This window comes from Massilia atriviolacea, assembly GCF_003953935.1.
Lineage (GTDB): Bacteria > Pseudomonadota > Gammaproteobacteria > Burkholderiales > Burkholderiaceae_D > Telluria_A > Telluria_A atriviolacea.
Genome location: NZ_RXLQ01000015.1, coordinates 21,590 through 47,961 on the forward strand (window position 1 = coordinate 21,590; position 26,372 = coordinate 47,961).

The 26,372-nt window shown below is 65.5% G+C and carries 24 protein-coding genes; 7 read left to right on the top strand and 17 right to left on the bottom strand.

Features of this window, described 5'->3' with window-relative positions; genetic code table 11:
• Nucleotides 1-84: 84 nt before the first annotated feature.
• The 6 genes from dnaG to ybiB all read right to left on the bottom strand — a co-directional run bounded on the left by dnaG (nucleotide 85) and on the right by ybiB (nucleotide 6,053).
• Nucleotides 85-1,869 (bottom strand): DNA primase, encoded by a 1,785-nt coding sequence (gene dnaG, locus EJB06_RS23930; protein ID WP_126076542.1) that lies wholly within the window; start codon nucleotides 1,867-1,869, stop codon nucleotides 85-87.
• Nucleotides 1,870-1,980: 111 nt separating this feature from the next.
• The gene (locus EJB06_RS23935; RefSeq protein WP_126076543.1) at nucleotides 1,981-2,430 is read right to left on the bottom strand and encodes a GatB/YqeY domain-containing protein; all 450 of its coding nucleotides are present in this window, start codon (nucleotides 2,428-2,430) and stop codon (nucleotides 1,981-1,983) included.
• Between the two features lie 147 nt (nucleotides 2,431-2,577).
• Nucleotides 2,578-2,790, bottom strand: a complete 213-nt coding sequence (gene rpsU, locus EJB06_RS23940) for a 30S ribosomal protein S21 (RefSeq protein WP_008451879.1) — start codon at nucleotides 2,788-2,790, stop codon at nucleotides 2,578-2,580.
• Nucleotides 2,791-2,901: 111 nt separating this feature from the next.
• The gene (locus EJB06_RS23945) at nucleotides 2,902-4,110 is read right to left on the bottom strand and encodes a BaiN/RdsA family NAD(P)/FAD-dependent oxidoreductase (RefSeq protein ID WP_126076544.1); all 1,209 of its coding nucleotides are present in this window, start codon (nucleotides 4,108-4,110) and stop codon (nucleotides 2,902-2,904) included.
• A 193-nt stretch (nucleotides 4,111-4,303) separates the two neighbouring features.
• On the bottom strand, nucleotides 4,304-5,080 hold the full coding sequence (gene cobA / locus EJB06_RS23950) for a uroporphyrinogen-III C-methyltransferase (RefSeq protein WP_126076545.1): 777 nt from the start codon (nucleotides 5,078-5,080) through the stop codon (nucleotides 4,304-4,306).
• Nucleotides 5,064-6,053 (bottom strand): DNA-binding protein YbiB, encoded by a 990-nt coding sequence (gene ybiB / locus EJB06_RS23955; protein WP_126076546.1) that lies wholly within the window; start codon nucleotides 6,051-6,053, stop codon nucleotides 5,064-5,066. Before ybiB ends, cobA begins: the two co-directional genes overlap by 17 nt.
• A 120-nt stretch (nucleotides 6,054-6,173) precedes the next feature.
• Here ybiB and EJB06_RS23960 point away from each other — a divergent pair, with 120 nt between their 5' ends.
• The 4 genes from EJB06_RS23960 to EJB06_RS23975 all read left to right on the top strand — a co-directional run bounded on the left by EJB06_RS23960 (nucleotide 6,174) and on the right by EJB06_RS23975 (nucleotide 10,381).
• Entirely contained in the window at nucleotides 6,174-7,679 is a 1,506-nt protein-coding gene (locus tag EJB06_RS23960; protein ID WP_126076547.1) for a DUF4331 domain-containing protein, read from the top strand.
• A 31-nt stretch (nucleotides 7,680-7,710) separates the two neighbouring features.
• Nucleotides 7,711-7,950 (top strand): hypothetical protein, encoded by a 240-nt coding sequence (locus tag EJB06_RS23965; protein WP_126076548.1) that lies wholly within the window; start codon nucleotides 7,711-7,713, stop codon nucleotides 7,948-7,950.
• A 92-nt stretch (nucleotides 7,951-8,042) separates the two neighbouring features.
• Nucleotides 8,043-9,236 carry a tetratricopeptide repeat protein gene (locus EJB06_RS23970; protein WP_229427250.1) on the top strand — a complete coding sequence of 398 codons (1,194 nt, stop codon included), beginning with the start codon at nucleotides 8,043-8,045 and terminating at the stop codon, nucleotides 9,234-9,236.
• Nucleotides 9,233-10,381, top strand: coding sequence for a HupE/UreJ family protein (locus tag EJB06_RS23975; protein ID WP_126076549.1), 1,149 nt, complete (start codon nucleotides 9,233-9,235; stop codon nucleotides 10,379-10,381). Before EJB06_RS23970 ends, EJB06_RS23975 begins: the two co-directional genes overlap by 4 nt.
• Before the next feature lie 71 nt (nucleotides 10,382-10,452).
• On the opposite strand, the gene EJB06_RS23980 is transcribed toward EJB06_RS23975, so the two are convergent.
• On the bottom strand, nucleotides 10,453-12,141 hold the full coding sequence (locus EJB06_RS23980) for an alkaline phosphatase D family protein (protein ID WP_126076550.1): 1,689 nt from the start codon (nucleotides 12,139-12,141) through the stop codon (nucleotides 10,453-10,455).
• Nucleotides 12,142-12,316: 175 nt separating this feature from the next.
• Here EJB06_RS23980 and EJB06_RS23985 point away from each other — a divergent pair, with 175 nt between their 5' ends.
• The gene (locus tag EJB06_RS23985) at nucleotides 12,317-13,375 is read left to right on the top strand and encodes a 3-deoxy-7-phosphoheptulonate synthase (protein WP_126076649.1); all 1,059 of its coding nucleotides are present in this window, start codon (nucleotides 12,317-12,319) and stop codon (nucleotides 13,373-13,375) included.
• Between the two features lie 25 nt (nucleotides 13,376-13,400).
• Here EJB06_RS23985 and EJB06_RS23990 read toward each other — a convergent pair whose 3' ends face one another.
• A complete protein-coding gene (locus EJB06_RS23990) occupies nucleotides 13,401-13,682 on the bottom strand; it encodes a Rieske (2Fe-2S) protein (protein ID WP_126076551.1) in 282 nt (93 codons plus the stop codon).
• 162 nt (nucleotides 13,683-13,844) lie between these two features.
• On the opposite strand from EJB06_RS23990, the gene tsaD reads away from it, so the two are divergent.
• Both tsaD and EJB06_RS24000 read left to right on the top strand, forming a co-directional pair.
• Nucleotides 13,845-14,885, top strand: coding sequence for a tRNA (adenosine(37)-N6)-threonylcarbamoyltransferase complex transferase subunit TsaD (tsaD, locus tag EJB06_RS23995; RefSeq protein WP_126076552.1), 1,041 nt, complete (start codon nucleotides 13,845-13,847; stop codon nucleotides 14,883-14,885).
• A gap of 87 nt (nucleotides 14,886-14,972) precedes the next feature.
• Complete coding sequence (locus EJB06_RS24000; protein WP_126076553.1) at nucleotides 14,973-15,818, top strand: endonuclease/exonuclease/phosphatase family protein; 846 nt, start codon at nucleotides 14,973-14,975, stop codon at nucleotides 15,816-15,818.
• A 55-nt stretch (nucleotides 15,819-15,873) separates the two neighbouring features.
• On the opposite strand, the gene EJB06_RS24005 is transcribed toward EJB06_RS24000, so the two are convergent.
• The 9 genes from EJB06_RS24005 to EJB06_RS24045 form a co-directional block, all read right to left on the bottom strand.
• A complete protein-coding gene (locus EJB06_RS24005) occupies nucleotides 15,874-16,671 on the bottom strand; it encodes an ABC transporter ATP-binding protein (protein WP_126076554.1) in 798 nt (265 codons plus the stop codon).
• Between the two features lies 1 nt (nucleotide 16,672).
• A complete protein-coding gene (gene ntrB / locus EJB06_RS24010) occupies nucleotides 16,673-17,575 on the bottom strand; it encodes a nitrate ABC transporter permease (RefSeq protein WP_126076555.1) in 903 nt (300 codons plus the stop codon).
• A 14-nt stretch (nucleotides 17,576-17,589) separates the two neighbouring features.
• Nucleotides 17,590-18,825 carry a CmpA/NrtA family ABC transporter substrate-binding protein gene (locus tag EJB06_RS24015; RefSeq protein ID WP_126076556.1) on the bottom strand — a complete coding sequence of 412 codons (1,236 nt, stop codon included), beginning with the start codon at nucleotides 18,823-18,825 and terminating at the stop codon, nucleotides 17,590-17,592.
• 178 nt (nucleotides 18,826-19,003) lie between these two features.
• Nucleotides 19,004-19,294: a DUF427 domain-containing protein gene (locus tag EJB06_RS24020; RefSeq protein WP_126076557.1), complete on the bottom strand. Its 291-nt coding sequence runs from the start codon at nucleotides 19,292-19,294 to the stop codon at nucleotides 19,004-19,006.
• Between the two features lie 25 nt (nucleotides 19,295-19,319).
• Entirely contained in the window at nucleotides 19,320-19,970 is a 651-nt protein-coding gene (locus tag EJB06_RS24025) for a DsbA family oxidoreductase (protein ID WP_126076558.1), read from the bottom strand.
• Nucleotides 19,971-20,030: 60 nt separating this feature from the next.
• Entirely contained in the window at nucleotides 20,031-20,648 is a 618-nt protein-coding gene (gene plsY, locus EJB06_RS24030; protein WP_126076559.1) for a glycerol-3-phosphate 1-O-acyltransferase PlsY, read from the bottom strand.
• Between the two features lie 115 nt (nucleotides 20,649-20,763).
• On the bottom strand, nucleotides 20,764-23,010 hold the full coding sequence (locus EJB06_RS24035; protein WP_229427252.1) for a TonB-dependent siderophore receptor: 2,247 nt from the start codon (nucleotides 23,008-23,010) through the stop codon (nucleotides 20,764-20,766).
• 177 nt (nucleotides 23,011-23,187) lie between these two features.
• On the bottom strand, nucleotides 23,188-25,608 hold the full coding sequence (locus tag EJB06_RS24040; protein WP_126076561.1) for a M66 family metalloprotease: 2,421 nt from the start codon (nucleotides 25,606-25,608) through the stop codon (nucleotides 23,188-23,190).
• Nucleotides 25,609-25,844: 236 nt separating this feature from the next.
• Nucleotides 25,845-26,336, bottom strand: coding sequence for an aminoacyl-tRNA deacylase (locus tag EJB06_RS24045; protein ID WP_126076562.1), 492 nt, complete (start codon nucleotides 26,334-26,336; stop codon nucleotides 25,845-25,847).
• Nucleotides 26,337-26,372: the final 36 nt, after the last annotated feature.

Here is a 26,372-nt window from a genome sequence, read left to right on the forward strand (position 1 = left end):
GTTTTATTATAGCACGCAGTCCGTCTTTTTCCAGTGCCAAACGCCCCCTGTGCGGGACCCCGATTTCTCCTATGAAAAAGGGGTCTAACTCGGCTTCGCTTCGTCCTCCAGCCGCTTTTGCTCGGCCATGATTTCGCGGTAGCGCACACCCACCTGATCTGAGGTCAGGCCGGCGGAAAACAACTGGGTCAGCTCCTGTTTAAGTGCCGCCAGTTTGATCTCCCTCACAGCCCCGACGAGCCACAATTTCACGCTGTCGATGTCCGATTCCGGTTCCGACGCGATTTCGGCGATGAGGCCGTCGTATTCCTTGCTGGTATCCTTCAAATGCTGGGACAAGGCCGCAAAACTGCCGTTCGCGCCCAGCGCCTGGCCGCAGGCGACCAGGTACAGCAGGCGCTCGGCCGCGTCCGGCCCGAAATGGTGGAAGGCGGCCAGCGCCGCCTCGTCCAGCTCCAGGCTGAGCGGCGGATGGGCCACCAGATGGCGCAGAATCTGCAATTCCAGCCCGACCGGCTCCGGCCGCCCCTGGCGCGGCGGCGCGCGGCGCGCCACCGAAACCGGCTTGGACAGCTCGAACAGGGCTTCGATCTCGGCCGGGGTCGACTCGGTCATGCTGGCCAGGCCGCGCACGATCTGCAGGCGCAGCGAGCTGGGCGACATCGATTGCAGCAGCGGCTTGGCGTCGAACTGGACGTGGGCGCGCCCTTCCGACGTGGACAGATCGTGTTCGCCCGATACTTCGCGCAGCAAAAATTGCGAGAGCGGCATGGCTTCGTGGATTTCTTGCTCGAAGGCTTCGGCGCCGAATTCGCGCACGAAACTGTCCGGATCGTGCTCGGACGGCAAAAACAGGAATTTGATGATCTTGTTGTCGCTCACCTGCGGCAGGCAGGCTTCCAGTGCGCGGCGGGCGGCGCGGCGGCCGGCCTTGTCGCCATCGAAACTGAAAATCACGCTATCGGTCTGGCGCAGCAACTTTTGCACGTGGGTGCTGGTGCACGCCGTGCCGAGCGTCGCCACCGCCTGAGGAAAGCCGAGCTGGGCCAGCGCGACCACATCCATATAACCTTCCGTCACCAGCACATAGCCGGCGTCGCGGATGGCCTGGCGCGCCTCGAACAGGCCGTACAGCTCCAGGCCTTTCTGGAACAGCGGGGTTTCCGGGGAATTCAGGTATTTCGGCTCGCCCTGGTCCAGCACGCGCCCGCCGAAGCCGATCACCTGGCCCTTGGTATTACGGATCGGGAACATGATGCGCTCGCGGAAGCGGTCATAGCGCTTCTTGTTGCCGCCGTCTTCATCGACCCTGTCGATCACCAACCCGGACTCGACCAGCGCGAGCGCCTCGTAATCGGGAAACACGGTGCGCAGATTGTCCCAGCCGGACGGGGCGTAACCCATGCCGAAACGGGCCGCCACCTCGCCGGTGAGCCCACGGTTTTTCAGGTAGCCGATGGCGTTGGTGGCGCCGCGCAGCTGGCCGCGATAATAATCGCACGCCTGGGTCATGGCCTCGGTCAGGGCCAGCGCCTGGGCCTGGTTGGCGGCGCGTTGCAGCGGCGGAATCTTGTCGTCCGCATCGGGCACGACCATGCCCACGCCCTGGGCCAGGTCCTTGACGGCGTCGATGAAGCCCATGCCGGAATATTCGATCAGGAAACCGACCGCATTGCCATGCGCACTGCAACCGAAGCAATGGTAAAACTGCTTGGTCGGGCTGACCGTGAAACTGGGGGATTTTTCGCTGTGGAAGGGGCACAAGCCCATGTAATTGGCTCCGCCCTTCTTCAGCTGGACGTAGCGGCCGACCACGTCGACGATGTCGATGCGGTTGAGCAAATCGGTAAGGAAGGATTGTGGAATCACGTGCGATGAACAGTCTTTGTGTCAGGTCAGACTATACCGCCGCGCCCGCCGCAGATTTGATCTGCGACAAGGCGCGGGCGTCGGCTTGCGCGAGGGCGTTCCGCAAGTCGATCAGGCGGGCGCGAGCGCCTTCTTGATCAGGCCGGAAACGGCGCTCATGTCGGTGCCTTTTGGCAGTTTTGCCTTGAGCAAGCCCATGACCTTGCCCATGTCCTGCGGACCGGCGGCGCCCGAGGCGGCCACGGCGGCGGCGACTTCGGCGGCGATCTGCTCTTCCGACAGGCCGGCAGGCATATAGGTGGCGAGGATGGCCAGTTCGGCTTTTTCGATATCGGCCAGGTCGGCGCGGTTGCCGGCCTCGAACTGGCTGATCGAATCCTTGCGCTGCTTGATCATTTTTTCGATGATGGCCAGGGTTTGCTCGTCGTCCAGTTCGATGCGCTCGTCGACTTCGCGGCGCTTGATCTCGGCCAGGATCAGGCGGATCGTACCCAGCTTGGCCGCTTCTTTGGCGCGCATCGCCGCTTTCATGTCGTCGGTAATTTGTTCTTTCAAGCCCATGGCAATCCTCGTGTTGATAGTAATTTGATGGCAAAAACCAAATAGCAAAACCCGCTGCGGTAAACCGGAGCGGGTCTGCGACTACAGTAAAAACAATGACCCGGCCAGGCTGTACGCCGTCACCGGATCAGGTTCGACTGAACAGTCTTAGAATAATTTCTTAGGCAGTTGCTGGCTGCGGATGCGCTTGTAGTGACGCTTCACGGCAGCTGCCAGCTTGCGCTTGCGCTCAGCCGTTGGCTTTTCGTAGAACTCGCGTGCGCGCAGTTCGGTCAGCAGACCCGTTTTTTCGATGGTGCGTTTGAAGCGACGCATTGCGACTTCGAACGGCTCGTTTTCTTTAAGGCGAATAGTGGTCATGTAAAAATCAAACCGTTAGATTTAGGGAAGAACGAGATAATAGCACCGTTTGCGCCGCTTTGGAAGGTTTTCGCACAAGCCCTTCCGCTTTTGCTATTTCGCAACAGCCACTTACACCGCCTGCCCGGCCGCCACGCCCGAGGCCCAGGCCCACTGGAAGTTATAGCCGCCCAGCCAGCCTGTGACATCGACCGCCTCGCCGATGAAATACAGGCCGGGGACCTTGTTCGCCATCATCGACTGCTGCGACAGCTCGCGCGTATCGATGCCGCCCAGGGTCACTTCGGCCTTGCGGTAGCCTTCCGAGCCGGTCGGCACGATGGCCCAGCGGTTGATGGCGTCGCCCAGCTTGCGCAGCCTGGCGTCCGGCACATCGGCCAGGCGCGCCTCGGGCGTGAGGCCGGCCACGGCGATGAAGGCTTCGGCCAGGCGCGCCGGCAGCCACTGCGAGACCACGTTGCCGAGTTGCTTCTTGAGCGTGCTCTTACCGTCGATCAACTCCTGCGCCACATCCATGTCGGGCAGCAGGTTGACCACGATCGGCGTGCCCGGCTGCCAGTAGCTGGAAATTTGCAGGATGGCCGGACCGGACAGGCCGCGGTGGGTGAACAGCAAATCCTCGCGGAAATGGCCGCGCTTGTTGCCCTTGCCCTTGTTGCTGCCGGTTTCCACCTCGACTTCGAGGGCGATGCCGGCCAGCGGCACGAAGGCTTCCCAGCTGGGGCCGTCGAAGGTGAGCGGCACCAGGCCGGGGCGCGGCTCGACCATCGTCAGGCCGAACTGGGCGGCGATGCGATAGCCGAAGTCGGAGGCCCCGATTTTCGGGATCGACAAGCCGCCGGTGGCGATGACGACGCTGTCGGCCAGGATCTCGCCGCTATCGGTGAGGATGAAGAAGCCTTCGGCGGTCTTGTCGAGCGACTCGACCTTGGACGGCATGCGCCAGGTCACCTCGCCGCTGGCGCACTCGGCCTTGAGCATCTGGATGATCTGCTCGGCGGACTCATTACAAAACAACTGGCCGCGATGTTTCTCGTGATAGCCGATGCGGTGTTTCTTAATAAGGGTCAGAAAATCCTGCGGGGTGTAACGCGACAAAGCGCTCTTGCAGAAATGGGGATTCTCCGACAAAAAGTTCTGCGGCGCCGTATTGATATTAGTGAAGTTACAACGCCCGCCGCCCGAAATCCTGATCTTCTCCGCAAGCTTCTCCGCATGGTCGATCAATACCACGCGTTTGCCGCGCTGGGCGGCCACGGCCGCGCACATCATCCCGGCCGCGCCTGCGCCGATCACTGCTACATCAAATTGTTTTGCCATGGCGTATGCCGGTTTCCGCTAATCACTAAAACAGTGATTGTAAACCGCGCCGCATCGGTCAAGTGCCCGAACATGCCTGAACCACCGGTAGAAAGTCCTACAACCGGGGTCAGAGCTTTAATCTGCAACAAAAATGTTGCAGATTAAAGCTCTGACCCCGGTTAGGGGGAATTCCGACTTGGGGTAGGACGTTTTACGCTGGCTGGGCACGGGCTTGCAGGTGCTGGGCCGCCATGTCGGCGCAGCGCACCACGTCGCCGATTACGATGATGCTGGGACTGCCCAGCCCGGACACGGCAAGGTCGTCCGCCAGGTCGGCCAGGGTCGTCAGCAGCTGCGTCTGCCCCGCCCCGGTCGCCGACTGGATCACGGCCACCGGCGTTGCGCCCGCCTTGCCGCCGGCCAGCAATGCCGCCTGGATCTGCCTGCAACGCGCCACGCCCATGTAGATCACCAGGGTCAGCCCGGTCTGCGCCAGCAAGGCCCAGTCCGGCGTGCGGGCGCTGCCAGCTTCGTCGCCACGCTCGTGGCCGGTCACGAAAATCGCGCCTGAACTCCAGTCGCGGTGCGTCAGCGGCACCCCGATCGAGGCCGGCGCCGCCAGTCCGCTGCTGATGCCGTTGATGACCTCGACCTCGATCCCTGCGCCCATCAGGTGCGCGCGCTCTTCGCCGCCACGCCCGAACATGAAGGGATCGCCCCCCTTGAGCCGCACCACCCGCCGCCCGGCCCGTGCTTCGGCCACCATCAGCCGTTCGATGAATTCCTGCGAGGTCGAGCGGCAGCCGCCGCGTTTTCCCACGGGGACGATGCGCGCCGACGGCGCCGCATGCGCCAGGATCGCCAGGTTGACCAGATCGTCCACCAGCAGCACGTCGGCCGCACCGATCGCCTTGACCGCCTTCAAGGTCAGCAGCTCCGGATCGCCCGGACCGGCCCCGACCAGATAAACCTTACCGTTGTTCCCCATGATGCGCACCCGTGTTTGCCTGTATTGACTTTGAAACTAGCAAGCACTGTGCCACTTGTTCGCGGATCGAGGCCGGCACGGCCACGCGCCCCTCCAGCGCACGGGCGATCCAGGCCGCCGTGGTGAGCGCATCGCGCTCGGCCGGCGCCTCGGCCACGTCGTCCGTTGGTGCATCGCGCTGCACCAGCACGGTGCGCTCGCCCCCGTGGAACCAGTCGATCTGCTGCGCCCGGTTGGCATTGGCCACCGTTTCGCCCTCGGTGCCGCGCATCAGGAACGCATCGCCGCGCCCTTCGCGCGCAATCGTGCTGAAGTACTCGCCCAGCATCTCCAGGTATTCCGGATGCGTGTACGAGACCAGACGCAGCGCCGGCCCGGCGAACGGTTGCAGGATCTTGACCAGGGTATGGGTCGAGTTGCGCACGCCCAGGATGCGGCGCAGCGACAGCAACTGCGCCATCTTCGGCGCCAGGGTCTCGATCGCCATGAACGCCGGCTTGCCCGCCGCAAACGCGGCCTGCACCTCGGCCGCCGACCCCGCCGCCCCGAACCCCATCGCGCGCAGGATGTCGAAACTCGTCACCCGGCCCGGATCGCTGGTGACGCCATGCACCAGCACCGGCACGCCTTCGCGCGCCAGCAGCAAGGCCAGCAGCGGCGTCAGGTTGGCCATCTTGCGCGCACCGTTGTAGCTGGGAATGAGCACCGGCGCGTACTCGCCCGCCGGCGCCGCCAGCGGATCGAACGAGGCCTCGGCCGCATCCAGGAATCCGGCGATCTCGTCCACCGACTCGCCCTTGATGCGCATCGCCAGCAAAATGCCGCCCAGTTCCAGGTCGGACACCCTGCCGTCGAGCATCGCCCCATACAGCGCCTGCGCGTTTTCGCGCGTCATGCTGCGCGCCCCTTTTTTGCCGCGCCCGATTTCTTTGATGAAAGTGGCGGCAAGGAATGGTTCGGTTGTTTTGTTCATGGGTTTCAGCTTACCACTGCAATGAAAAAAAATTATTTGGCATAAAGTGAATCCGGCGACGGACACGCCGCGTATATCTGCATACACATCAGTGTGAAAACCAATAACAAGGAGAGCAACATGAATCAGATGAGCGTACGGGCGACCATCGGCGCAGTCCTGGCAGGCAATCTGCTGGCCTGCGCATGCGCGTCGTCGGCATTCGCATCGAGCCACCGGGAAGCGCCTTTCATCACGCGCAATCCGAAGATCGATGCCACCGACTTCTACATGTTCCGCAGTTATCAGGCCGGGCGCAGCGATTTTACAACGCTGATCGCCAACTACGTTCCCTTGCAGGATGCCTACGGCGGCCCGAATTACTTCATGATGGACCCGGACGCGCTCTACGAAATTCATGTCGATAACAATGGCGACGCCAGGGAAGACATCACCTTCCAGTTCCGCTTCAAGAATACCAATAAAGATACGCAGCTGACGGTGGGCGGCAAAAAAGTCTCGATTCCGCTGGTGATCAACGGCGGCCCGATCGCCGAGACCAATGCCGCCGGCGCCAATGTGCGCGAAACCTTCACCGTCACCGTGGTGCGCGGCGACCGCCGCACGGGCACCCGCGCCGTGGTCGTCAACGCCGACAGCGGCCACAGCGCCTTCGACAAGCCCCTGGATAACATCGGCAACAAGTCGATCGCCAACTACGACGCCTACGCCGCCAAGCACATGTACAACGTCACCGTGCCCGGCTGCTCCGCGCCGGCCAGGCTGTTCGTCGGCCAGCGCAAGGATCCCTTCGTGGTCAACCTCGGCGAAACCTTCGACCTGATCAACATCAAGGCGCCCGCCGTCGAGTTCAGCGCCAACGCCGAAAAAGGCGCCAAAGACGACCTGGCCGACAAGAACGTGACCACCCTGAGCATGGAAGTGCCGACCTCCTGCCTGCTCAACGCCACCGCCGGCGACCCGGTCATCGGCGGCTGGACCACGGCCAGCCTGCGCCAGGGGCGCCTGATCAACCCGACGCCGAAGTCCGACGCCGACGTCTCGAAAGAAGGCGGCGCCTGGGTCCAGGTCTCGCGCCTGGGCATGCCGCTGGTGAACGAAGTCGTCATCGGCCTGAAAGACAAGGACCGCTTCAACCACAGCAAGCCCTCGGGCGACGGCCAGTTCGCCGATTACGTCACCAACCCGACCCTGCCCGCCCTGGTCGAAATCCTGTACGGCAGCGCCGGCGCCAAGGCCCCGACCAACTTCCCGCGCAACGATCTGGTGGCCACCTTCCTCACAGGGATCAAGGGCGTGAACCAGCCGAAGACCGTCACCGCCTCCGAGATGCTGCGCCTGAATACCTCGATCGCGCCCACCGCGCTAGGCGCGCAAAAACGCCTCGGCGTGATCGACGGCGACAACGCCGGCTTCCCGAACGGCCGCCGTCCGGGCGACGATGTGGTCGACGTGGCGCTGCGCGTCGTCATGGGCAAGCTGTGCACCATCAACATCGGCTGCGCGCCGGCCGACGCGCCGGCGGGCGCGCTGCGCTTCACCGACGGCGCTTTCCTCGACGAGACGATGGTCGGCACCGCCTTCCCGTACCTCAAATCGCCGATCCCGGGTTCGCCGCAGAAGTAATGGCCGCCTCAACCACGAACAGGAGAGCACCATGAAAAAACTCAGTCTGATCTGCGCCCTGCTGCTGCTGGCGGCCTGCGGCAGCGATACGCATACCTCGTCGCCGCCGGACGTGCCGACGCCACCGCCGCCGCCGCCCGGCCCGGTCGCCGATGCCTTCTACACCACGGTGAAGACGACCGTGGCGGCCATGCCGGACGACAGCGAAGCGGTCAATATCGACGCCATCGCCGGCACCGCGCCGGAAGACAGCGAGCCGTCGCCCCTGTAAGCGGCGGCAGTTCATCCGGCCGGGAAGCCCCGCTTTCCGGCCGGCGTCGTCCCCAAGAAAACCGAACAATTTCTCACGCACCGGGAACACACATGCCGACCCGATTCGCCCGCCTTGCCGCGCCCGCGTTGCTGGCCTACGCGCTCCTGATGCCCGTGGCGCAGGCCGCGCCGCATATTCCGGCCAGCGGCAGCACCGTGGTCGAGCGCCTGCCGCGCCGCGCCGATCCGGCCCAGCGCGAACTGGCCAGCCTGCGCGCGCAGCTGGCCGCCAATCCCGGGGACCTGGCGCTGGCCACCCGCACCGCGCAGCGCTACATCGCGGTGGCGCGCCAGGAAACCGACCCGCGCTACTTCGGCTACGCCCAGGCCGCGCTGGCGCCGTGGTGGTCGATGCCGGCCCCGCCGCCCGAGGTGCGCCTGCTGCGCGCCATCCTGCTGCAAAGTACCCACCGCTTCAGCGAGGCGCTGCGCGACCTCGACGCCATCGTCGCCGCCGATCCCGGCAATCCGCAGGCGTGGCTAACGCGCGCCATCGTGCAGACCGTGCGCGGCGACTACGACGCCGCCACCGCGAGCTGCGCGCGCCTGTCGTCGCTGTCGACCGAACTGGCGACGATCGCCTGCGTGGCGAATGTGGGCGCCATGACCGGACGTTCGGCCAGGAGCGAAGCCCTGCTCGAGATGACCCTGCGCCGCAACCAGGAAGCCGACGCCGGCATGCGGGTGTGGGTGCTGACGCTGCTGGGCGAAATGGCGCAGCGGCGCGGCGCCGCCCGCGCGGCCGAGGAACGCTTCAGGCGCGCGCTGGCGCTGGACGCGCGCGACAGCTACCTGCTCGGCGCCTACGCCGACTTCCTGCTCGAGCAAGGGCGCGCGCCCGAGGTGATTGCGCTGCTCAAGGACCACGGCCGCATCGACGGCCTGCTGCTGCGCTCCGCGCTGGCCCTGCGCCAGGACCGATCCGCGGGCGACGCGCTGCGCAATGCCGACGCCGAACTCAGGGCGCGCTTCGACGCCGCCATGCGCCGCGGCGACAGCGTGCACCAGCGCGAACAGGCGCGCTACGAACTGCACATCCGCGGCGACGCCAAGACCGCACTGGCCCTGGCCCGGCAGAACTGGGCGGTGCAAAAGGAATCGGCCGACATGATCGTGCTGCTGGAAGCGGCCGCCAGAACCGGAAACAGGGCCGCCGCCGCGCCGGTCATCGACTGGGTCGCGAAACATGCGCTGGAGGACGTGGCCGTGGCGCGCCTGGTCCGGCAGATCAGGGCGGGCGCATGATGGGCCGCTCCCTGCTCGCCCTGCTGGCACTGGCACTGGCGCTGGCCCTGGCGGCCGCGCCCGCGCGCGCGCACAAGCCGAGCGACAGCTACCTGACCCTCAAGGTCGCCGGCCAGCAGCAGGACGGCCAGCAGATCGACGGCCAGTGGGACATCGCCCTGCGCGACCTCGATTTTGCGCTGAACCTCGACCAGGACGGCGACGGCGCGCTGACCTGGGACGAGATCCGCAGCCAGCACGCCAGCATCGCCAGCTACGCGCTGGCGCGCCTGTCCTTGAGCAGCGGCGACGCCGCCTGCCCCATCGCCGCCGGCGAACAGCTGATCGACCACCATACCGACGGCGCCTATACGGTGCTGCGCTTTCGCGCCACCTGTCCGGCCGCCGGCGCGGCGCTCGGCGTCGGCTACCGCCTGTTCGCCGACCTCGATCCGCAGCACAAGGGCCTGGTCAAGCTGGAACACGCGGGCGCGACGTCGAGCGCCATCTTCGGCCCCGAGGCGGCGCGCCAGCAGCTGTCGCTGCGCGCGCCCGGCAAGCTGGCCCAGTTCGTCGACTACCTGCGCCATGGCGTGTGGCATATCTGGATCGGCTTCGACCACATCCTGTTCCTGCTCTCGCTGCTGCTGCCGGCGGTGATCGCCCCAAGCGCGATGAAAGAGGCGCAGACCCTCAGGGCGGCCTTTATCGATGTGCTCAAGGTGGTCACCGCGTTCACGCTGGCGCACTCGCTGACATTGACGCTGGCCAGCCTGCAGGTGCTGTCGCTGCCGTCGCGCTGGGTGGAGTCGGCCATTGCGGCCTCGGTGCTGCTGGCGGCGGTGAACAACATCGTCCCGCTGTTTCGCGCACGCCGGCCATTGGCGGCATTCGTGTTCGGACTGATTCACGGATTCGGCTTTGCCGGCGTGCTGGCCGACCTGGGCCTGCCGCAAGGGGCGCTGGTACTGAGCCTGGCGGGATTTAACGTGGGCGTGGAACTGGGGCAGCTGGCGATCGTGGCGGTATTCCTGCCGCTCGCCTTCTTGACGCGCCGCACCTGGTTCTACCGCCAGCTGATGAGCACCGGGTCGGTGGCCATCGCCCTGATTGCCGGAGTGTGGCTGTTCGAGCGCGCCTTCGACATGAAGGTGCTGCCGGTGTAAGGGGCAAGTGCGTGGTTTGGGGGACGCAGCCGCATTCCACCGTGCGCCCCGTCCCCTTTTTTTCGACCGCCTTAGGCCGCGATCAGCTTGCGGTTGGCGGCGCCCGGCAGCGTCTTGAGGACCTTGCCCGGAACGACCGTGTAGCTGGTCGACTTGACCGTGCTCACATAGCGGTATTCGGCGCGCGTCTCCGACGGCGTCACCGACACCACCATGAAGCCGCGCGACTTGGTCTCGGCATACACCAGCGGCCCGATGATCTGTTCCAGGCCCGCCGCCACCTGCGCCGGATCCTCGTTCTTGAAGATATCTTCAAAGCCCGGCGAGGTCACCGACGACACCCCGAACTCCACCCCGACCGCCTGCCCGCTCATGTCGGCCAGGTCGCTGGCCCAGGCGTTGTGCGTGTCGCCGGCCAGCACCACCAGGTTCTTGTTGAGCGCCTTGGCCGTCGCCAGCACGGTTTCGCGCGCCGCCTGGTAGCCATCCCATGCATCGAGGTTGTACGGCACCGATGGCTGGGCCAGGATCTGCTGCTCGGCCGCGCTCAGGCTGGCCGGCGCGGTTTTCGCCTTGGTCAGCAAGGCCACATAGGCGCCGAAGCCGATCGCGCCCAGCACCAGCGGTGCGGGCAGGTTCATGCGCGCCATCAGCACCTGCTGGCCCAGCATCTGCCAGGTGGCGCTCGATTTGCTCATCTGGCCCTTGAGCCAGTTGACCTGCTCGGCGCCCATCAGCTGGCGCGTGGGGTTGCCGACGTCGGCCGCGAACGCGGTGGCGTTGAAGGCGCCGCCGGCGCCGACGTAGCTCGGGTAGGCGAGCTGCTTGTCGCGCCCGATCACGCGCGTGTCGAGCATGTGCAGCGAGAGCAGGTTGCCGAAGTCGAAGGAGCGGTAGATGCGGTCCGGCTTGCCGGCGTCCGGCAGGCGGATCGGCATCCATTCGTTGTAGGCCTGGATCGCCATCTGGCGGCGCGCCAGGAACAGGCCTTCGGTGGCCGGGTCGTGGTTTTCCGCGCCTTCGCGCCAGGTGTCGTTGGCCAGTTCATGGTCGTCCCAGACGGTGATGAAGGGCATGCGCGCATGGACCGCCTGCAGGTCCTTGTCGGCGCGGTACTGGGCGTAGCGGCGCCGGTAGTCGCTCAGGGTGACGATCTCGTTGGCCGGCACCGACACCCGGCCCATCGCCTCGGCGTCCTTGGCGGCGTAACCGTCCTTGGCGTATTCGTAGATGTAGTCGCCCAGGTGGATGGCGGCGTCGATGTCGTTCAGCCTGGCCGCTTCGGCATACACGTGGAAGTAGCCGGCCGGGTAGTTGGTGCAGCTGAACACGGCCAGCTTGACCTGCGCCAGGTTGCCGCTGCCGATGGTCTTGGTGCGCCCGACCGGCGAGACCGCGCCGGCCGCCACGAAGCGGTAGTAATAGGCGCGGTTGGCGGCCAGGCCGGTGGCGTCGACCTTGACGGTGTAGTCGCGCGCCGGGCCGGTGCTGGCGCTGCCGGTGGCGGCCATGACGGCGAAATTGCTGTCTTCGGAGAGCTCCCATTTGACTTCGATGTCGCTCGAGGCGCTGGTGCTGAGGCGGGTCCAGAGGATGACGCGGTCGCTCAGCGGATCGCCGCTGGCGACGCCGTGGGCGAAGCGCACATCGGCGGCATCGCCATCGCTGCCGCCGCAGCCGGCCAGTGCCACGCTGGAGGCCGCGACGGTCCCCAGCGAGAGATTGCGGAGGAACTTGCGGCGCGAATTCGGTTGGGTCATGACAGCTCGTGATAGGGAGTTGAGAAGCCGGCAAGCTTAACCCGGTGACATGACTCGATGATGACACAAGCCGGACTCGTCCGGCCAGCTTTTGACGGTATCGGTGCAAGACAGGCCGATTCCGGCTAAACTCCCTTATCCACGCCGAAAAACACGAGAAAAAGCAGCCTTCATGATTACTACGCCAGACATCGAAAATACCAACGTCAGCTCGTTCGCGACCATGCCGACCCCGGAAGAGCTGCACAAGCGCCTTCCGCTGACCGACAGCGCCTTCGCCACCGTCATGCAGGGCCGCGCCGCGCTGCGCGACATCATCGACCGCAAGGACAAGCGCCTGTTCGTCGTGGTCGGGCCGTGCTCGATCCACGATCCGGTGGCCGGGATCGACTATGCGCGCCGCCTCAAGGCGCTGCAGGCCGAGGTGGCCGACACCATGCTGCTGGTGATGCGCGTGTATTTCGAAAAGCCGCGCACCACGACCGGCTGGAAGGGCTATATCAACGATCCGCACATGGACGATTCCTTCCGCGTCGACGAAGGCATGGAAAAGGCGCGCCGCTTCCTGCTCGACGTGTGCGAACTGGGCCTGCCCACCGCCACCGAAGCGCTCGATCCGATCTCGCCGCAGTACCTGGGCGACCTGATCGCCTGGACCGCGATCGGCGCGCGCACCACCGAGTCGCAGACGCACCGCGAAATGTCGTCCGGCCTGTCGACCCCGGTGGGCTTCAAGAACGGCACCGACGGCGACATCAGCATCGCCATCAACGCCATCCTGTCGTCGGCCCATCCGCACTCCTTCCTGGGCATTAACGGCCAGGGCACGGTCTCGATCGTGCGCACCAGCGGCAACGCCTACGGCCACGTGGTCCTGCGCGGCGGCGACGGCCGTCCGAACTACGATTCGGTGTCGATCGCGATCGCCGAGCAGGCGCTGGAAAAAGCCAAGCTGCCGGCCAACCTGGTGGTCGACTGCTCGCACGCGAACAGCTACAAGAAGCCGGAACTGCAGCCGCTGGTCATGTCGGACGTGGTGCAGCAGATCCGCCACGGGAACCGCTCGCTGGTGGGAGTGATGATCGAATCGAACCTGGTCGGCGGCAACCAGAAGATCCCGGCCGATCTGTCGCAGCTGAAGTACGGCTGCTCGGTGACCGATGGCTGCATCGACTGGGATGCGACCGAGAAGATGCTGCGCGCCGCGCACGCGGAGCTGCTGCAGCGTCCGTGATCGCATGGCTCCGGCGCGAGCGCGACTACGCGTGCGGGCTCGTCCCGAACGAGCCCGCCAGCGCCGCTTCCGCCCTGCTGGCCGGGGCATTGAGTTCGTTCTGGTCCAGGTAGACCCTGCCTTCCTCGATTCTGACCGCATAGCGCCGCCCCTCGCCGCCGTCGAGCTGGGCCACGACCTGGTCGTCGGCCGAACGGAACACCCTGACCGCCGGCAGCTCCTGCCACGCCAGCCCGCGCGCGACCGCGACCGCGCCCTGCGGCGGGATGTCCCTGAGCCTGCAAACCGCTTTCCATTGTTCCGCCATGCCGCCTCCCTGTGGATTGCCTGCGACCGCACGGCCCCATGGCGCTGGCGGTTACCCTGTCTGTAGCAAGAGCGATGCCAGCGCCGGCGCCCGGGCGCCGCACTGCGCCGGCGCGGCCGGTGCTTTACAATGGCGCATTGCCCCTTATCCTGTGCACCTTCCATGATCGTTCTCGGCGTCGAATCCTCCTGCGATGAAACCGGCCTTGCGTTGTACGACACGCAACGCGGCCTGCTGTCCCACGCCCTGCATTCGCAGGTCGCCATGCACGAGCAATACGGCGGCGTGGTGCCGGAACTGGCCTCGCGCGACCATATCCGGCGCGCCATCCCGCTGCTCGAGGAAACCCTCTCGCGCGCCAGCCTGGCCATGGCCGACATCGACGCCGTCGCCTACACCCAGGGCCCGGGCCTGGCCGGCGCGCTGCTGGTCGGCTCCTCGATCGCCTGCAGCCTCGCGCTGGCGCTCGACAAGCCGGTGCTCGGCGTGCACCACCTCGAAGGCCACCTGCTCTCGCCGCTGCTGGCCAGCGATCCGCCGCAGTTCCCCTTCATCGCGCTGCTGGTCTCGGGCGGCCACACGCAGCTGATGCGGGTCGACGGCGTCGGCCAGTACACCCTGCTCGGCGAAACGCTGGACGACGCGGCCGGCGAAGCCTTCGACAAGTCGGCCAAGCTGCTCGGCCTGGGCTATCCGGGCGGGCCGGCGATTTCGCGCCTGGCCGAATTCGGCGATCCGCTGGCCTACAAGCTGCCGCGCCCCATGCTCCATTCGAAGGACTTCAACTTCAGCTTCTCGGGCCTGAAAACCGCGGTGCTGACGGTGGTGAAGAACCACGACGAAAAAATCGTCGCGAATATCTGCGAACAGGACAAGGCGAATATCGCGCGCGGCTTCGTCGACGCCATCGTCGACGTGCTGACCGCCAAGTGCGTCAGCGCCCTGCGCCACAGCGGCCTGAAACGCCTGGTGATCGCCGGCGGCGTCGGCGCCAATGCCCAGTTGCGCGCCTCGCTCAACGCCGCCGCCTCGGCCAGGAAGTTCCGCGTGTTCTATCCGGAGCTGGAATTCTGCACCGATAATGGCGCCATGATCGCCTTTGCCGGCGCCATGCGCCTGCAGATCAATCCCGGCGCCGCCACGCGCGACTACAGCTTCAACGTGCGCCCGCGCTGGCCGCTCGACGAGCTCAAGGCGGTCTGACAATCCGCCGCGCGGCCATCCTACCGTGTACCGCCTTTTTCCAAAGAATGGCACACTCCCCCGGTTCTGTTTTTCCGGAGGTGCGGTATGCGTGTTGTTAGCTGGAATATTCACTGGGGTTGCGGCAAGGATGGCAGGATCCGCATCCACGCCATCATCGATGTGTTGCGCAAGTTAAATCCCGATGTAATTTGCCTGCAAGAAGTTGCGTCAAATCATGCCGAGCTCGAAGGCAATGCGACCTCCAACCAGTTCCGCCAGCTGGCGGGCGCCTTCGGCGGCTACCAGCCGGTGATCGAACCGACCAGCGAAATCTACCAGAACAACCAGCCGCGCCAGTTCGGCAATATGCTGCTCTCCAAATACCGCATCAACCAGGTGCACCGCTACCTGCTGCCGTGGCCGCCCGATCCGGAGAGTCCGGCCGGCATGCCGCGCGGGCTGATCGAGGCCGTCGTCGATGCCCCCGGCGGCAAGGTGCGCGTGCTGACCACGCACCTGGAATACCATTCGCCGCTGCAGCGCATGGCGCAGGTGCGGCATCTCAAATACCTGCACTGGGAAGCGTGCGAACGGGCGCGCATCTTTCAGCCGGACCCGACCATGGACCCGCCGTACCAGCTCGGCTTCCGGCCCGGCTCGGCGATCTACTGCGGCGACTTCAACTTCACGCCCGATTCGCCCGACTACCGGGAACTGATCGCGCCGGACGACAGCATCGCGCTGCCGCTGGTCGACGCCTGGCGCCTGCGCCATCCGGAGATCGCGCGCGCGCCCACCGCCGGCCTGCACGGCTTCAGATGGCCCGAGCGGGCCGATTGCTTCGACTATTTTTTCGTCACCAGGGACCTGGCGCCGCGCGTTTCCGAGGTGGAAGTGCAGTCGGAAACGGCGGCGTCCGACCATCAGCCGATCGTGCTCGATATCGCCTGAACGAGGGCGCGCCCAGCTGCATGTTCGCAGGGCAGTCGGCCCGCACCGGCATTGCTCATGCCGCCTGCGGGCGCGCCTGGCGCCGATACAGGAACTCCAGCACGCGCGTGCGGTACGCCATGTACAGCGGATCGTGCGCCAGCGCCAGCCGCGCGCGCGGACGCTCCAGCTGCACGTGCACGATGTCGCCGATGGTGGCGGCCGGGCCATTGCTCATCATCACGATGCGGTCCGACAGCAGCACCGCCTCGTCCACGTCGTGGGTCACCATCACCACGGTCGAGCCGGTCTGGTCCACGATGCGCAGCAATTCGTCCTGCAGATGGGCGCGCGTGAGGGCATCGAGCGCGCCGAAGGGCTCGTCCATCAACAGCACCTTCGGTTCCATCGACAGGGCGCGGGCGATGCCGACGCGCTGCTTCATGCCGCCCGAGATTTCGTGCGGACGCTTGTGCGCCGCCGCGCCCAGGCCCACCAGCGCCAGCGCCGCCGTGGTGCGCCCGCGCATCTGGCTGCGCGACTGCCTGTGCGCGAACACGCGTTCGACCGCCAGGTAGACATTCTCGAAGCAGCTCAGCCATGGCAGCAGCGAGTGGTTCTGGAACACCACCGCGCGCTCGGGCGACGGTCCGGCAATTTCGCGTCCGGCGCAGATCAGGGCGCCGTCGGTAGCCCTGGTCAATCCGGCCAGCAGATTGAGCAGGGTCGACTTGCCGCAGCCCGAGTGGCCGATCAGGGTCACGAATTCGCCCTGCGCCACCGTCAGCTTGATGTCCTGGAGCGCATGGAAGCGGCCCTTGCGCGTCTCGAACACCATCTCGGCGTGCTGCACTTCAATGAATTTCTTGTTCATGTCAGCTCCCCGCTTCTTCATAGGTAAAGGCCGTGGCCAGCGCCACCAGGGCAAGTTCGAGCACCAGCCCGACCACGCCGATCACGACGATGGCGATGATGATGTGCGGCACATTCAGATTGTTCCACTCGTCCCACACCCAGAAGCCGATGCCCACGCCGCCGGTCAGCATTTCGGCCGCCACGATCACCAGCCAGGCCGTGCCGACGGCCAGGCGCACGCCGGTCAGCATATGGGGCAGCACCGAAGGCAGCAGGATCCTGGTGAAGATTTTCCATTCCGACAGTTGCAGCACGCGTGCGACGTTCATGTAATCCTGGGGCACGCGCTGCACGCCGGCGGCGGTGTTGACGATCATCGGCCAGATCGAGCAGATGAAGATCGACCAGATCGCCGCCGGATCGGCCGACTTGAAGACCAGCAGGCCGATCGGCAGCCAGGCCAGCGGCGAGACCGGCTTGAGCAGGCTGATGATGGGATTGAACATGCCCGCCAAAAAACGGAAGCGCCCGATCATGAAGCCGAGCGGAATCCCGACCGCCGCCGCCAGCCCGAAGCCGAGCGCCACGCGCTTGAGCGAGGCCAGGATATTCCAGCCGATGCCCTGGTCGTTCGGCCCGTTGCGGTAGAAGGGGTCGGCGAACATGCGCAGCGCTTCGGCCAGGGTCACGGCGGGCGAGGGAAAGCTGCTGTTATTAAGCGACAAAATCTGCCACAGCAAGACCAGCAAGCCCAGCCCCAGCACGGGCGGCAGCACGGCCAGGAAGAAGGCGCGCAGGCGCGGCTTGCCGTTGCTCAAGGTCACGCCCTGGCTGGCGAGGCGTTCGCTGCGCGGGCGTTTTTCGGGCGCGGGCGCGGCCAGCGGGGCGGGGTCCGGGGTCATCGATTCCAGTACGGCACTCATCATGGGCTCCCGGTTCAGGCTTTGATCTTGAAGGCATCGGCGTAGGCCTTGGGATGCTTGCCATCCCAGACCGTGCCGTCGAGCATTTTCACGCTGCGCAGCGGCGACTTCGGCACGCTCACCCTGGCCATGGCGGCGGCCTCGGCGTACAGCCCGACCTGGTTGACGCTGGTGGCGGTGCCCAGGTAGTCGGGCTCGGCCTTGAGCAAGCCCCAGCGCTTGTGCTGGGTCATGAACCACATGCCGTCCGACAAGTACGGATAGTTGACCGAGCCGTCGTTGTAGAACTTCATGCAGTTCGGATCGTCCCAGGTCTTGCCCAGGCCGTTCTGGTAGCGGCCCAGGATGCGCTGGTTGATCACGTCGACCGAGGTGTTCACGTAAGCCTTGTCGGCGATGGTGGCCGCCATTTTGGTCTTGTTGACGAGGCCGGCGTCGATCCATTTGCTCGCTTCCAGCACGGCGGCGATCAGGGCGCGCGCGCTGTTCGGGTATTTTCTGGCCCATTCCAGGGTGGTGCCGAGGGTTTTTTCGGGATGGTCTTTCCAGATGTCCTGGGTGGTGGCGGCGGTGATGCCGACGCCGTCGACGATGGCGCGGTGATTCCACGGCTCGCCCACGCAAAAGCCATCCATATTGCCGACCCGCATATTGGCCACCATCTGCGGCGGCGGCACGGTGATCACCTTGGCGTCCTTGAGCGGGTTGATGCCGTAGCTGGCCAGCCAGTAATACAGCCACATGGCGTGGGTGCCGGTCGGGAAGGTCTGGGCGAAGGCATAGTCGCGCTTGTCGGTTTGCATCAGCTTGGCGAGCGAGGCGCCGTCCACGCCGCCCTTGTCGGCCACTTTGTTGGACAGGGTGATGGCCTGGCCGTTGTGGTTCAGGTTCATCAGCACCGCCATGTCTTTTTTTGCCCCGCCCACGCCCATCTGGACGCCGTACAGCAGGCCGTAGAGCACGTGGGCGGCGTCGAGTTCGCCGTTGACCAGCTTGTCGCGCACGCTGGCCCAGGACGATTCCTTGCTCAGGACGATCTTGATGCCGTATTTTTTATCGAAGCCGAGCACCGAGGCCATGACCACGGAAGCGCAATCGGTCAGGGGGATGAAGCCGAGCCGGATTTCTTCTTTCTCGGGTTTGTCGGAACCGGCGGCAAAAACGCCGCCGCTGGCAAGGCCGGTCAGGGAGGCGGCGCCGGCCTTGAGCAGGGTGCGGCGGGACAGCTTGGGGGTGCGGTCGGTAGTCATGGTTCCCTCGTTTGGCAAGCGAGGCGCGGACGTGCGCCGTGAACACACCATCAGCAAATGGCGTGCCAGCGGGAAACGAGAGTGAGGGGAAAGGCATGGCAGGGCGCGAGGCGCCCGGGATGGGCGCTTTGGGGCACCGTTGTTGTGCGGCGCACCAAAAGCGCCCGTCGGGTCAGCGTCACCGCTGGACGGTCACGCCCTTCCAGAACGCCACGTGCCCGGCAATCTGCCTGGCGGCATCGAACGGCGCGCGGTACGTCCACACGGCGTCGCGATTGGTCTCGCCGTCGACCAGCAGGCTGAAATAATTCGCCGTGCCCTTCCACGGGCAGCTTGTCTCGGTCGCGCTCGGCTGCAGGTATTCCTGCCTGACCGCCGACATCGGGAAATACACATTGTTTTCGACGATCTGGACCTGATCGTCCGTCGCTTCGGCGATCACGGCGCCGTTCCAGCTTGCTGTAGGCATGTTATTGCTCCTGTTATTGATCCCGTTACGTGGCGGCCGCCGCGATCTGGCGCAGCGCCTGTTCGAATACGTCCGGCGGCTGTCCGCCGGAAATCAGGTGGCGGTCGTTGATGACGATCGCCGGTACCGAATGGATGCCCTGCTGCTGGTAGAACTGCTCGCGCTCGCGCACCTCGCCCGCATACGCGCCGCTGGCCAGCACCTCGGCCGCCGCCGCCGCGTCCAGGCCGGCTTCGCCCGCCACGCGCGCCAGCACGGCATGATCCCCGGGGCTCTCGCCCTTGGTAAAGTAGGCTTCGAACAGCGCCATCTTGAGTGCGCGCTGGCGCCCCTGCAGTTCGGCCCAGTGCAGCAGGCGGTGTGCGTCGAAGGTGTTGTAGATGCGGCTGCGCGCATCCATGTCGAAACGAAAGCCCAGTTCGGCCCCGCGCGCGCGGATCATCTCGCGCGTCTGCGCGCCCTGCTCCGGCGTGGCGCCGTATTTTTCAGCCAGGTGTTCGCCGATGTCCTGGCCTTCGGCCGCCATGCGCGGATTGAGTTCGAAGGGCTGGAAGTGCAGTTCGGCGCTGGCCACGCCGTCCAGGCGCGCGAGCGCCTGTTCCAGCGACTTCAGGCCGATCACGCACCAGGGGCAGGAGATATCGGATACAAAATCAATTTTCAGCGTGGTCACCAGGTGCTCCTGTCGGTCGGGCTTTCCATTCTAGCCCCAAGCGGCACAAAGCATCGGCACGCCCTATTTTTTGGCCTCGGCCGACTTGCTGCCGATCTTGCTTTCCTTGCCGGCCATCAAGTTTGCGATGTTCTGGCTATGGCGGTACAGCAGCAGCGAGCTCATCGCCAGCACGGCGAAAAAGAGTTCGTTAATGCCGAACAGCAAACCATAGTAGAACGGCGCGAAGATCGACGCCACCAGCGCCGCCAGCGAGGAATAGCGGAAGGCGTAGGCAATCGCCAGCCAGGTCGCCAGGGTCGCCAGGCCGAGCCAGACGTTAATTCCGATCAGTACGCCAAGCGCGGTCGCCACGCCCTTGCCGCCCACGAAGCGGAAGAACACCGGCCACAGGTGCCCCAGGAACACGGCAATGGCCACCAGGGCGATGCCGGCCGTGCCCACGCCAAACTTTGGCGCCAGCAAAATCGCCAGCCACACCGCGAACCAGCCCTTGGCGGCGTCGCCGATCAGGGTGGCGATCGCCGCGCCCTTGTTGCCGCTGCGCAGCACGTTGGTCGCGCCCGGATTCTTGGAACCGTAGGTGCGCGGGTCCGACAGGCCGACCACGCGGCTCACCACCACGGCGAAGGATATCGAGCCGATCAGGTAGGCGACGATGGCGAAAATTGCTGTATTCATGATGGTCTCTCGTGTTGTGATCAGGCGCCATGCGCCGGGCGTGAATATACACCATCGGCGCGGCCCGATCACCCCGGCCGGACACAGCTTGCGCACCATCGCCGCATCGGGCCCCTCAGAAGTTGGCGCGCAGCGACACCGAGACGCTGCGCGGATCGCCATAATAGTAGGCGATGCCGGTCGGGCCGAACTTCTTGTAATAGGTTTTGTCGAACAGATTGTTCACGTTCGCCTGGACCGAAACCAGCTTGCCGACCTGGTAGCTCAGCATGGCGTTATACACGGCGTAGCCGCCCTGGCGCGAGGTCAGCGCCCCCGACTTGACCGAGGCGTCGCTCTGCATCTGCGCGCCGCCGCCCACCGTCAGGCCCTGCAGGGCGCCGCCCGGCTTGTAGCTGGTGAACAGGCGCAGCACATGGCGCGGATCGATCGAGCGCAGCGGCTGGCCGACATTGCTGGCGCTGCTGTCGACCAGGTAGCGGGTGCGCGTGTTGGTGTAGCCGGCCATGACTTGCCAGCCGGGCAGCAGCTGGCCGGACAACTCCATTTCCCAGCCTTCGCTGCGGGTCTTGCCGCCGGCGATGCGGCAATAGCCGGTCGTAAAGTACGGCAGGCAAGGGTTGATCGAGCTGCTGTCCTCGATGGCCTTGCCGACGTTGTTGATGCGGAACACCCCGGCCGAGGCGTTCAGGCGCCCGCCCAGGAATTCGCCTTTCAGGCCGGCCTCGACATCTTCGCCGCGGATCGGGTCGAGGATCATGCCGTCGGCGCCCTTGACGTTTTGCGGGGTAAAGATCTCGGTGTAGCTGGCGTAGGCGCTGAGCTGCTTGTCGAAGGCATACACCACCCCGGCGAAGGGAGTCACTTCGCGATTGACGGCGTAGTTGCTCGCCGGCGCGGCCGGGGATGCGGATTCCCACCAGCTCACGCGCGCACCGAGCAGGACCGTGAGCGGATCGCTGACCGACAGCCGCGCCGTGGCGAACGCCGCCTGTTGGGTGATGGTGCCCGGGGTGTTTTTCGTGGCCGGCATCGGAACATCCTGTTCCGGATAGGTCGACGAGGGGTCGAAGCTGCGGATGTCGATCAGGGCCGGGTACAGATTGCCCTGGCCCCAGCTGTCGACCGACTTGTTGCGGGTGCTCTCGGCGCCGAGCACCAGCTGGTGCTTGCGCCCGAAGGCGTGGAAGGGGCCGTTGGCGCTGGCGCCGATGTTGAGCTGGTCGCTGGCCGCGCCGGTGTACTGCGCGCTCGTGACCGTCATCAGGTAGGGATTGGTTTCGCGCGCCGCGCGCGTCATGTAGGTCTGCTTGAAGCCGTTCTCTTTCAGGTGCAGCTCGGTGTAGGCGGCGTTGACTTTCACGCTCCAGTCGTTGTCGAAGCGGTGTTCGAGTTCGGTGAATGCCTGGGTGTTGTAGCGATTCCAGCGGTTCCAGTCGGCGCCCAGGTAGGTGTCGCGCGGCAGGGCCAGCGGCGTGCCGTCCAGATTGCCCGGCAGGTTGCCCCAGGCGCCGGTGGCGTTCAGGTCGGTGTGCTGGAGGCTGGCCGTGAGCATGGTGCGCTTGCCGAGGTCGGCTTCGACCACGCCGTAGAACACCTTGCGCTCTTCGCTGCGGCCCTTCTGGTCGAACTCCTTGTCGTCGTTTACGGCCACCAGGCGCCCGCGCACGCTGCCGGCGGCATTGAGCGCGCCGCCGATGTCCGCTTCCAGGCGGCGCCGCTCCCACGAGCCGAGCGTCAGGCCGGCCGCTCCCTGGAAGGTGGCGGTCGGGCGCTTGCGCACCATGTTGACCGTGGCCGAGGGATTGCCCGAGCCGCGCAGCATGCCGGAGGCGCCGCGCAGCACTTCGACGCGGTCGAGCACGGCGGTATCGGGCTGGATAAAGGCCGAGCCGGCCTGGTTGATGGTCAGGCCGTCGACTTGCAGGGCGTCGATCGCGTAGCCGCGCGAAAAGTAGGTGACCCGTTCGCTGTCGACATAGTCGACCGTCACGCCGGGGGTGTTTTGCAGCACGTCGTGCAGGTCGAGCAAGGCGCGCTCGTCGAGGAACTGGCGGCTCAGTACGGTGACCGGCTGCGGAATGTCGCGGATCGACTCGATGCCCTTGAACAGCTTGACCTTCTTGGCCGCGAACGAGCCGGAATGTTCCGTATCGCCGTTGTCGGCTTCGGCGGTGACGGTGATCACCGGCATGGTGGCGCTGGCATCGGCTGCGGCCGGCTGGGCGTGCGCGGCGAGCGGGACCGCCAGTCCGCAAGCGCACAGGCTGAGGCACAGCATCCGCGCTCCCCGGGCCAGGTGATGCAAGCGGGGAAGCGTGAAATCGGGACGGGCTTGGGCCGGGGCGCTGGGGCGAAACATGCATGACTCCTGAGAATGGGTGTTCGTATTTACGTAAATGCGAATCATTCTCATTATACTTTTCATTCAATATGCATGTCCATTGCCTGGCTGAAAGTGAATGGGAAAAACAGGGCCCATCGATGAACAACGGCCCTTGCGGGCCGTTGTTGCTTAGCGAAGGCAGTCCTGCGCCGTTTACAGTGCGCTGTCGCGCTCCTGCCTGAGCAGCACCGAATTGACGCCGTCGGACAGGCTCAATTCGAAGGCGCCGCCGCCCGGCAGCGGGCCCAGCGACAAGGCCGCGCTGCCATGCTGCAGGTCCTGGGCCAGGGTCGAACGCTTCCCTTCATTGACCAGGGTGACCGTCAGGTAAGGATAGCGCACGTGGTCCCAGCGCAGTTCCACCTTGCCGGCCTGCTCGCGCAGCTGCACCTGCGCCGCAGTGGTGCTGTCGATGCCGCTGTCGGCGAGCGCGCGGGCGCTCGACTGCGTCAGCCTGGCCGTGCCCTTGAGTACCGACACGCTGAGAATCGGTCCCGGGTTCGGAATCGCGAAGCCGAAGTTTTTCGCCGGCATGTCCTCGGCATGGTCGACCGCCAGCGTGCCGAACGCATAGTCGAGCGTGCCTTTGGCCGTCACGATGCGCAGGGTGTACTCGCCCTTGGCAGGCAGGCTGGCGCGGCCGATGAAGGATTTCAGTGGCGACAGCGTTGCCTTGTCGCCGCTGATCTGGCCGCTGATCAGGATCAGGCCCTGCACCGCATCGCTCGCCGCCGCCATCCTGAGCGCGTCGGCCGGGGTCAGGAAGGCTTGCATCAGGCGGGTGTTGTAGTCCGAAAAGGTGCTGCCGCCGCAATAACTCATGATGTCATGCGTATTCGGGCTGCGCGGATCGAAGAAGGCTGCCCTGCTGAACAGATAGCCCCAGGTGTAGTGGGTGCCCGTGCCCAGCTGCGCGTTCGGGTAGGGATACTTCGGATCGGGCGAGCCGGCGCCGCCGCAAGCGGCGTGATTGAGGCGGTAGTTGTGGCCCAGTTCATGCACCACGATGCCGCGCAGGCCGTCTTCGTTCATCGATGGAATATCGGCGGCGACGCCGCTGGTGCCCGGCACATAGGCCAGGCCGGCCAGGCCGTAGCTCGCTTTCGGAATGAAGCCGAAGTAGTGCTGGCGCGCGTTGGCGCCTTCCAGCCGGTGCAAGTCGGCGATCTCGCCGAGGATCTTGCCGAAGGCGTCACGCCATTCGGTTTCCGTGGTGGGCAGGCGCGTCACGCGCGACGAGACATACGGCGCGCGGCCGGTCTGGTTCACGACCGACACCGGAATGCGATCCTGGACGAAGTCGCGCAGGTTGCCGACCACGCGCCCGACCGAGCCGCCGATCTGGACCGGAATCGTGACCAGGTCCATCGGCACGCCGCCGCCGACGCGCGGATTGATGGTCATGCTCTGGCCGTTCGACAGGAGCACGCTCAGGCGCAGGCCGGGCCGCACCAGTTCGGCCGGGATCACGCCAATGTACGAGGTGTTCCTGTCGGGTACGACGGGCACCGTGGCCGGCAGCGCGCCGGCGGGCTTGCTCAGGGCGATTTCGCGCAGCACATTGCCGTTCGCATCCTTGAGCTGGATCTTGCCGTCCGGCTTGGCCACCGCTGGATTGTTGCTCAGGGCATTGACCTTGACCATCGCCGCCTTGCTGTTGATCAGAATGAGCTCGCTGTCGCCGCTGTCGAACAGTTGCGACTGCGCCAGCTGGATGCTGCCGATGCGCGGGTCGCCAGCAGCCGGCGGCGTGGCGTCGGCAATCGGCGCGCCGGGGATGAAGCAGCTTTTCACCAGGCCCGGGGCCGGGTTGGCCATGGCGCCCACGGTGCAGTCGACGCCATCGGTCTTGGTATAGGTGTAGTACTTGCCATCGGCACCGAACAGGACCGCATTGGTGCCGCTGAAATTGCAGCGTCCGCCTTCCGTGGCGCACAGGGTCCAGGTGACGGGCGCCTTGTCGCAGCGTTTGGCGATGCCCGGCGTCGGATCGCCGAAGACATTGCTGTTGCACGCCACGCCGCCGGTCGCCGTCTTGCTCATGAAGCTGGCGCCGGAACCGTAGCGCACGGTGCGCGTATCGGTAAAGGCGCACTGTCCGCCCTCGACGCCGCAGGCTTCCCAGGTGCTGGTCACTTCGCAATGCTTGGCCACGCCCGGCGCCGGATCGCCGAAGGTGGCGGTGTTGCACGAGGCGCCCCAGCCGAGCGTCTTGCTGACGAAGCGATCGCCCGCGCCATAGCGCACGGTCTGGTTACCGTTAAATACGCAACGGCTATTCTCGTTGGCGCAAAATGTCCATTGCGTGGTCGAGGCGGCGGCAGCGACGCCCATGGTGGTGGCGTTGGCGATCTGGACGGCGCCGCTGTCGGCGGCGGCGGCGTCGACGTTGGCGCCGCCGCCCGACATCGTGCCGGCTGCGGACGCATCGGCGGCGTCGGTGCTGACGACAGGCGGCGGGGTATCGGCGCCGGCCGCGCGGCCGGGATCCGATGCGCCGGTGTTGTCGCCGCATGCGGTCAACACCCCGCTGGTGAAGGCAATGACTGCCAGGCATTTCAACAAACTTCTCATGTCTACTCCGGTTCAGCGTTTCAGGATTGATTCCTATGCAACTAGGATGCGTATTATCCTGCCGGACTGGACCGAGCTGACTTTTGAATACCTTATTTGTTCATTTTTTCATGAGATATTTGCAACAAAACCACGGATTGTGATGCATAAAAGAAACTTCAGGCCGATTATCGCCAGAAATACTTTCAATATTGAAATTGCCGCCAGCGCCAGCGGCGCCGGTGGCGGCGCGGACCCTACTCTTCCAGCGCGCAATGGACCGGCCGCGCCGCGAGCAGCGCAACCAGCACCTGCGGCGCGATGCCGACCAGGTAGCCGCGCCGGCCGCCATTGATGTAAATCGTTTCCAGCGCCAGGATGCTGTCTTCCACGTACACTGGCAAGGCCTTGCGCGTGCCGAACGGCGAGGTGCCGCCGATCTGGTAGCCGGAATGGCGCTGCGCCACCTCGGGCTTGCACGGCTCGACCGACTTGCACGGAATCGCGCGCGCCAGGTTCTTGGTCGATACCTTGCAGTCGCCATGCATCAGCACGATCAGCGGCTTGGCCGCCTCGTCCTGCATCACCAGGGTCTTGACCACCGCATGCTCGGGCACCCCGAGCTCGCGCGCCGACACCGCCGTGCCGCCATGTTCTTCGTAGGGATAGGGATGCTCTGAAAAATCGACCCGGTGCCTGCGCAGGAACTGCGTCGCCGGGGTTTCGGAAATATGCTCTTTCTTGGCCATGCGTGATACGCTCAACGTTCAATGAGGAGTTTCTTA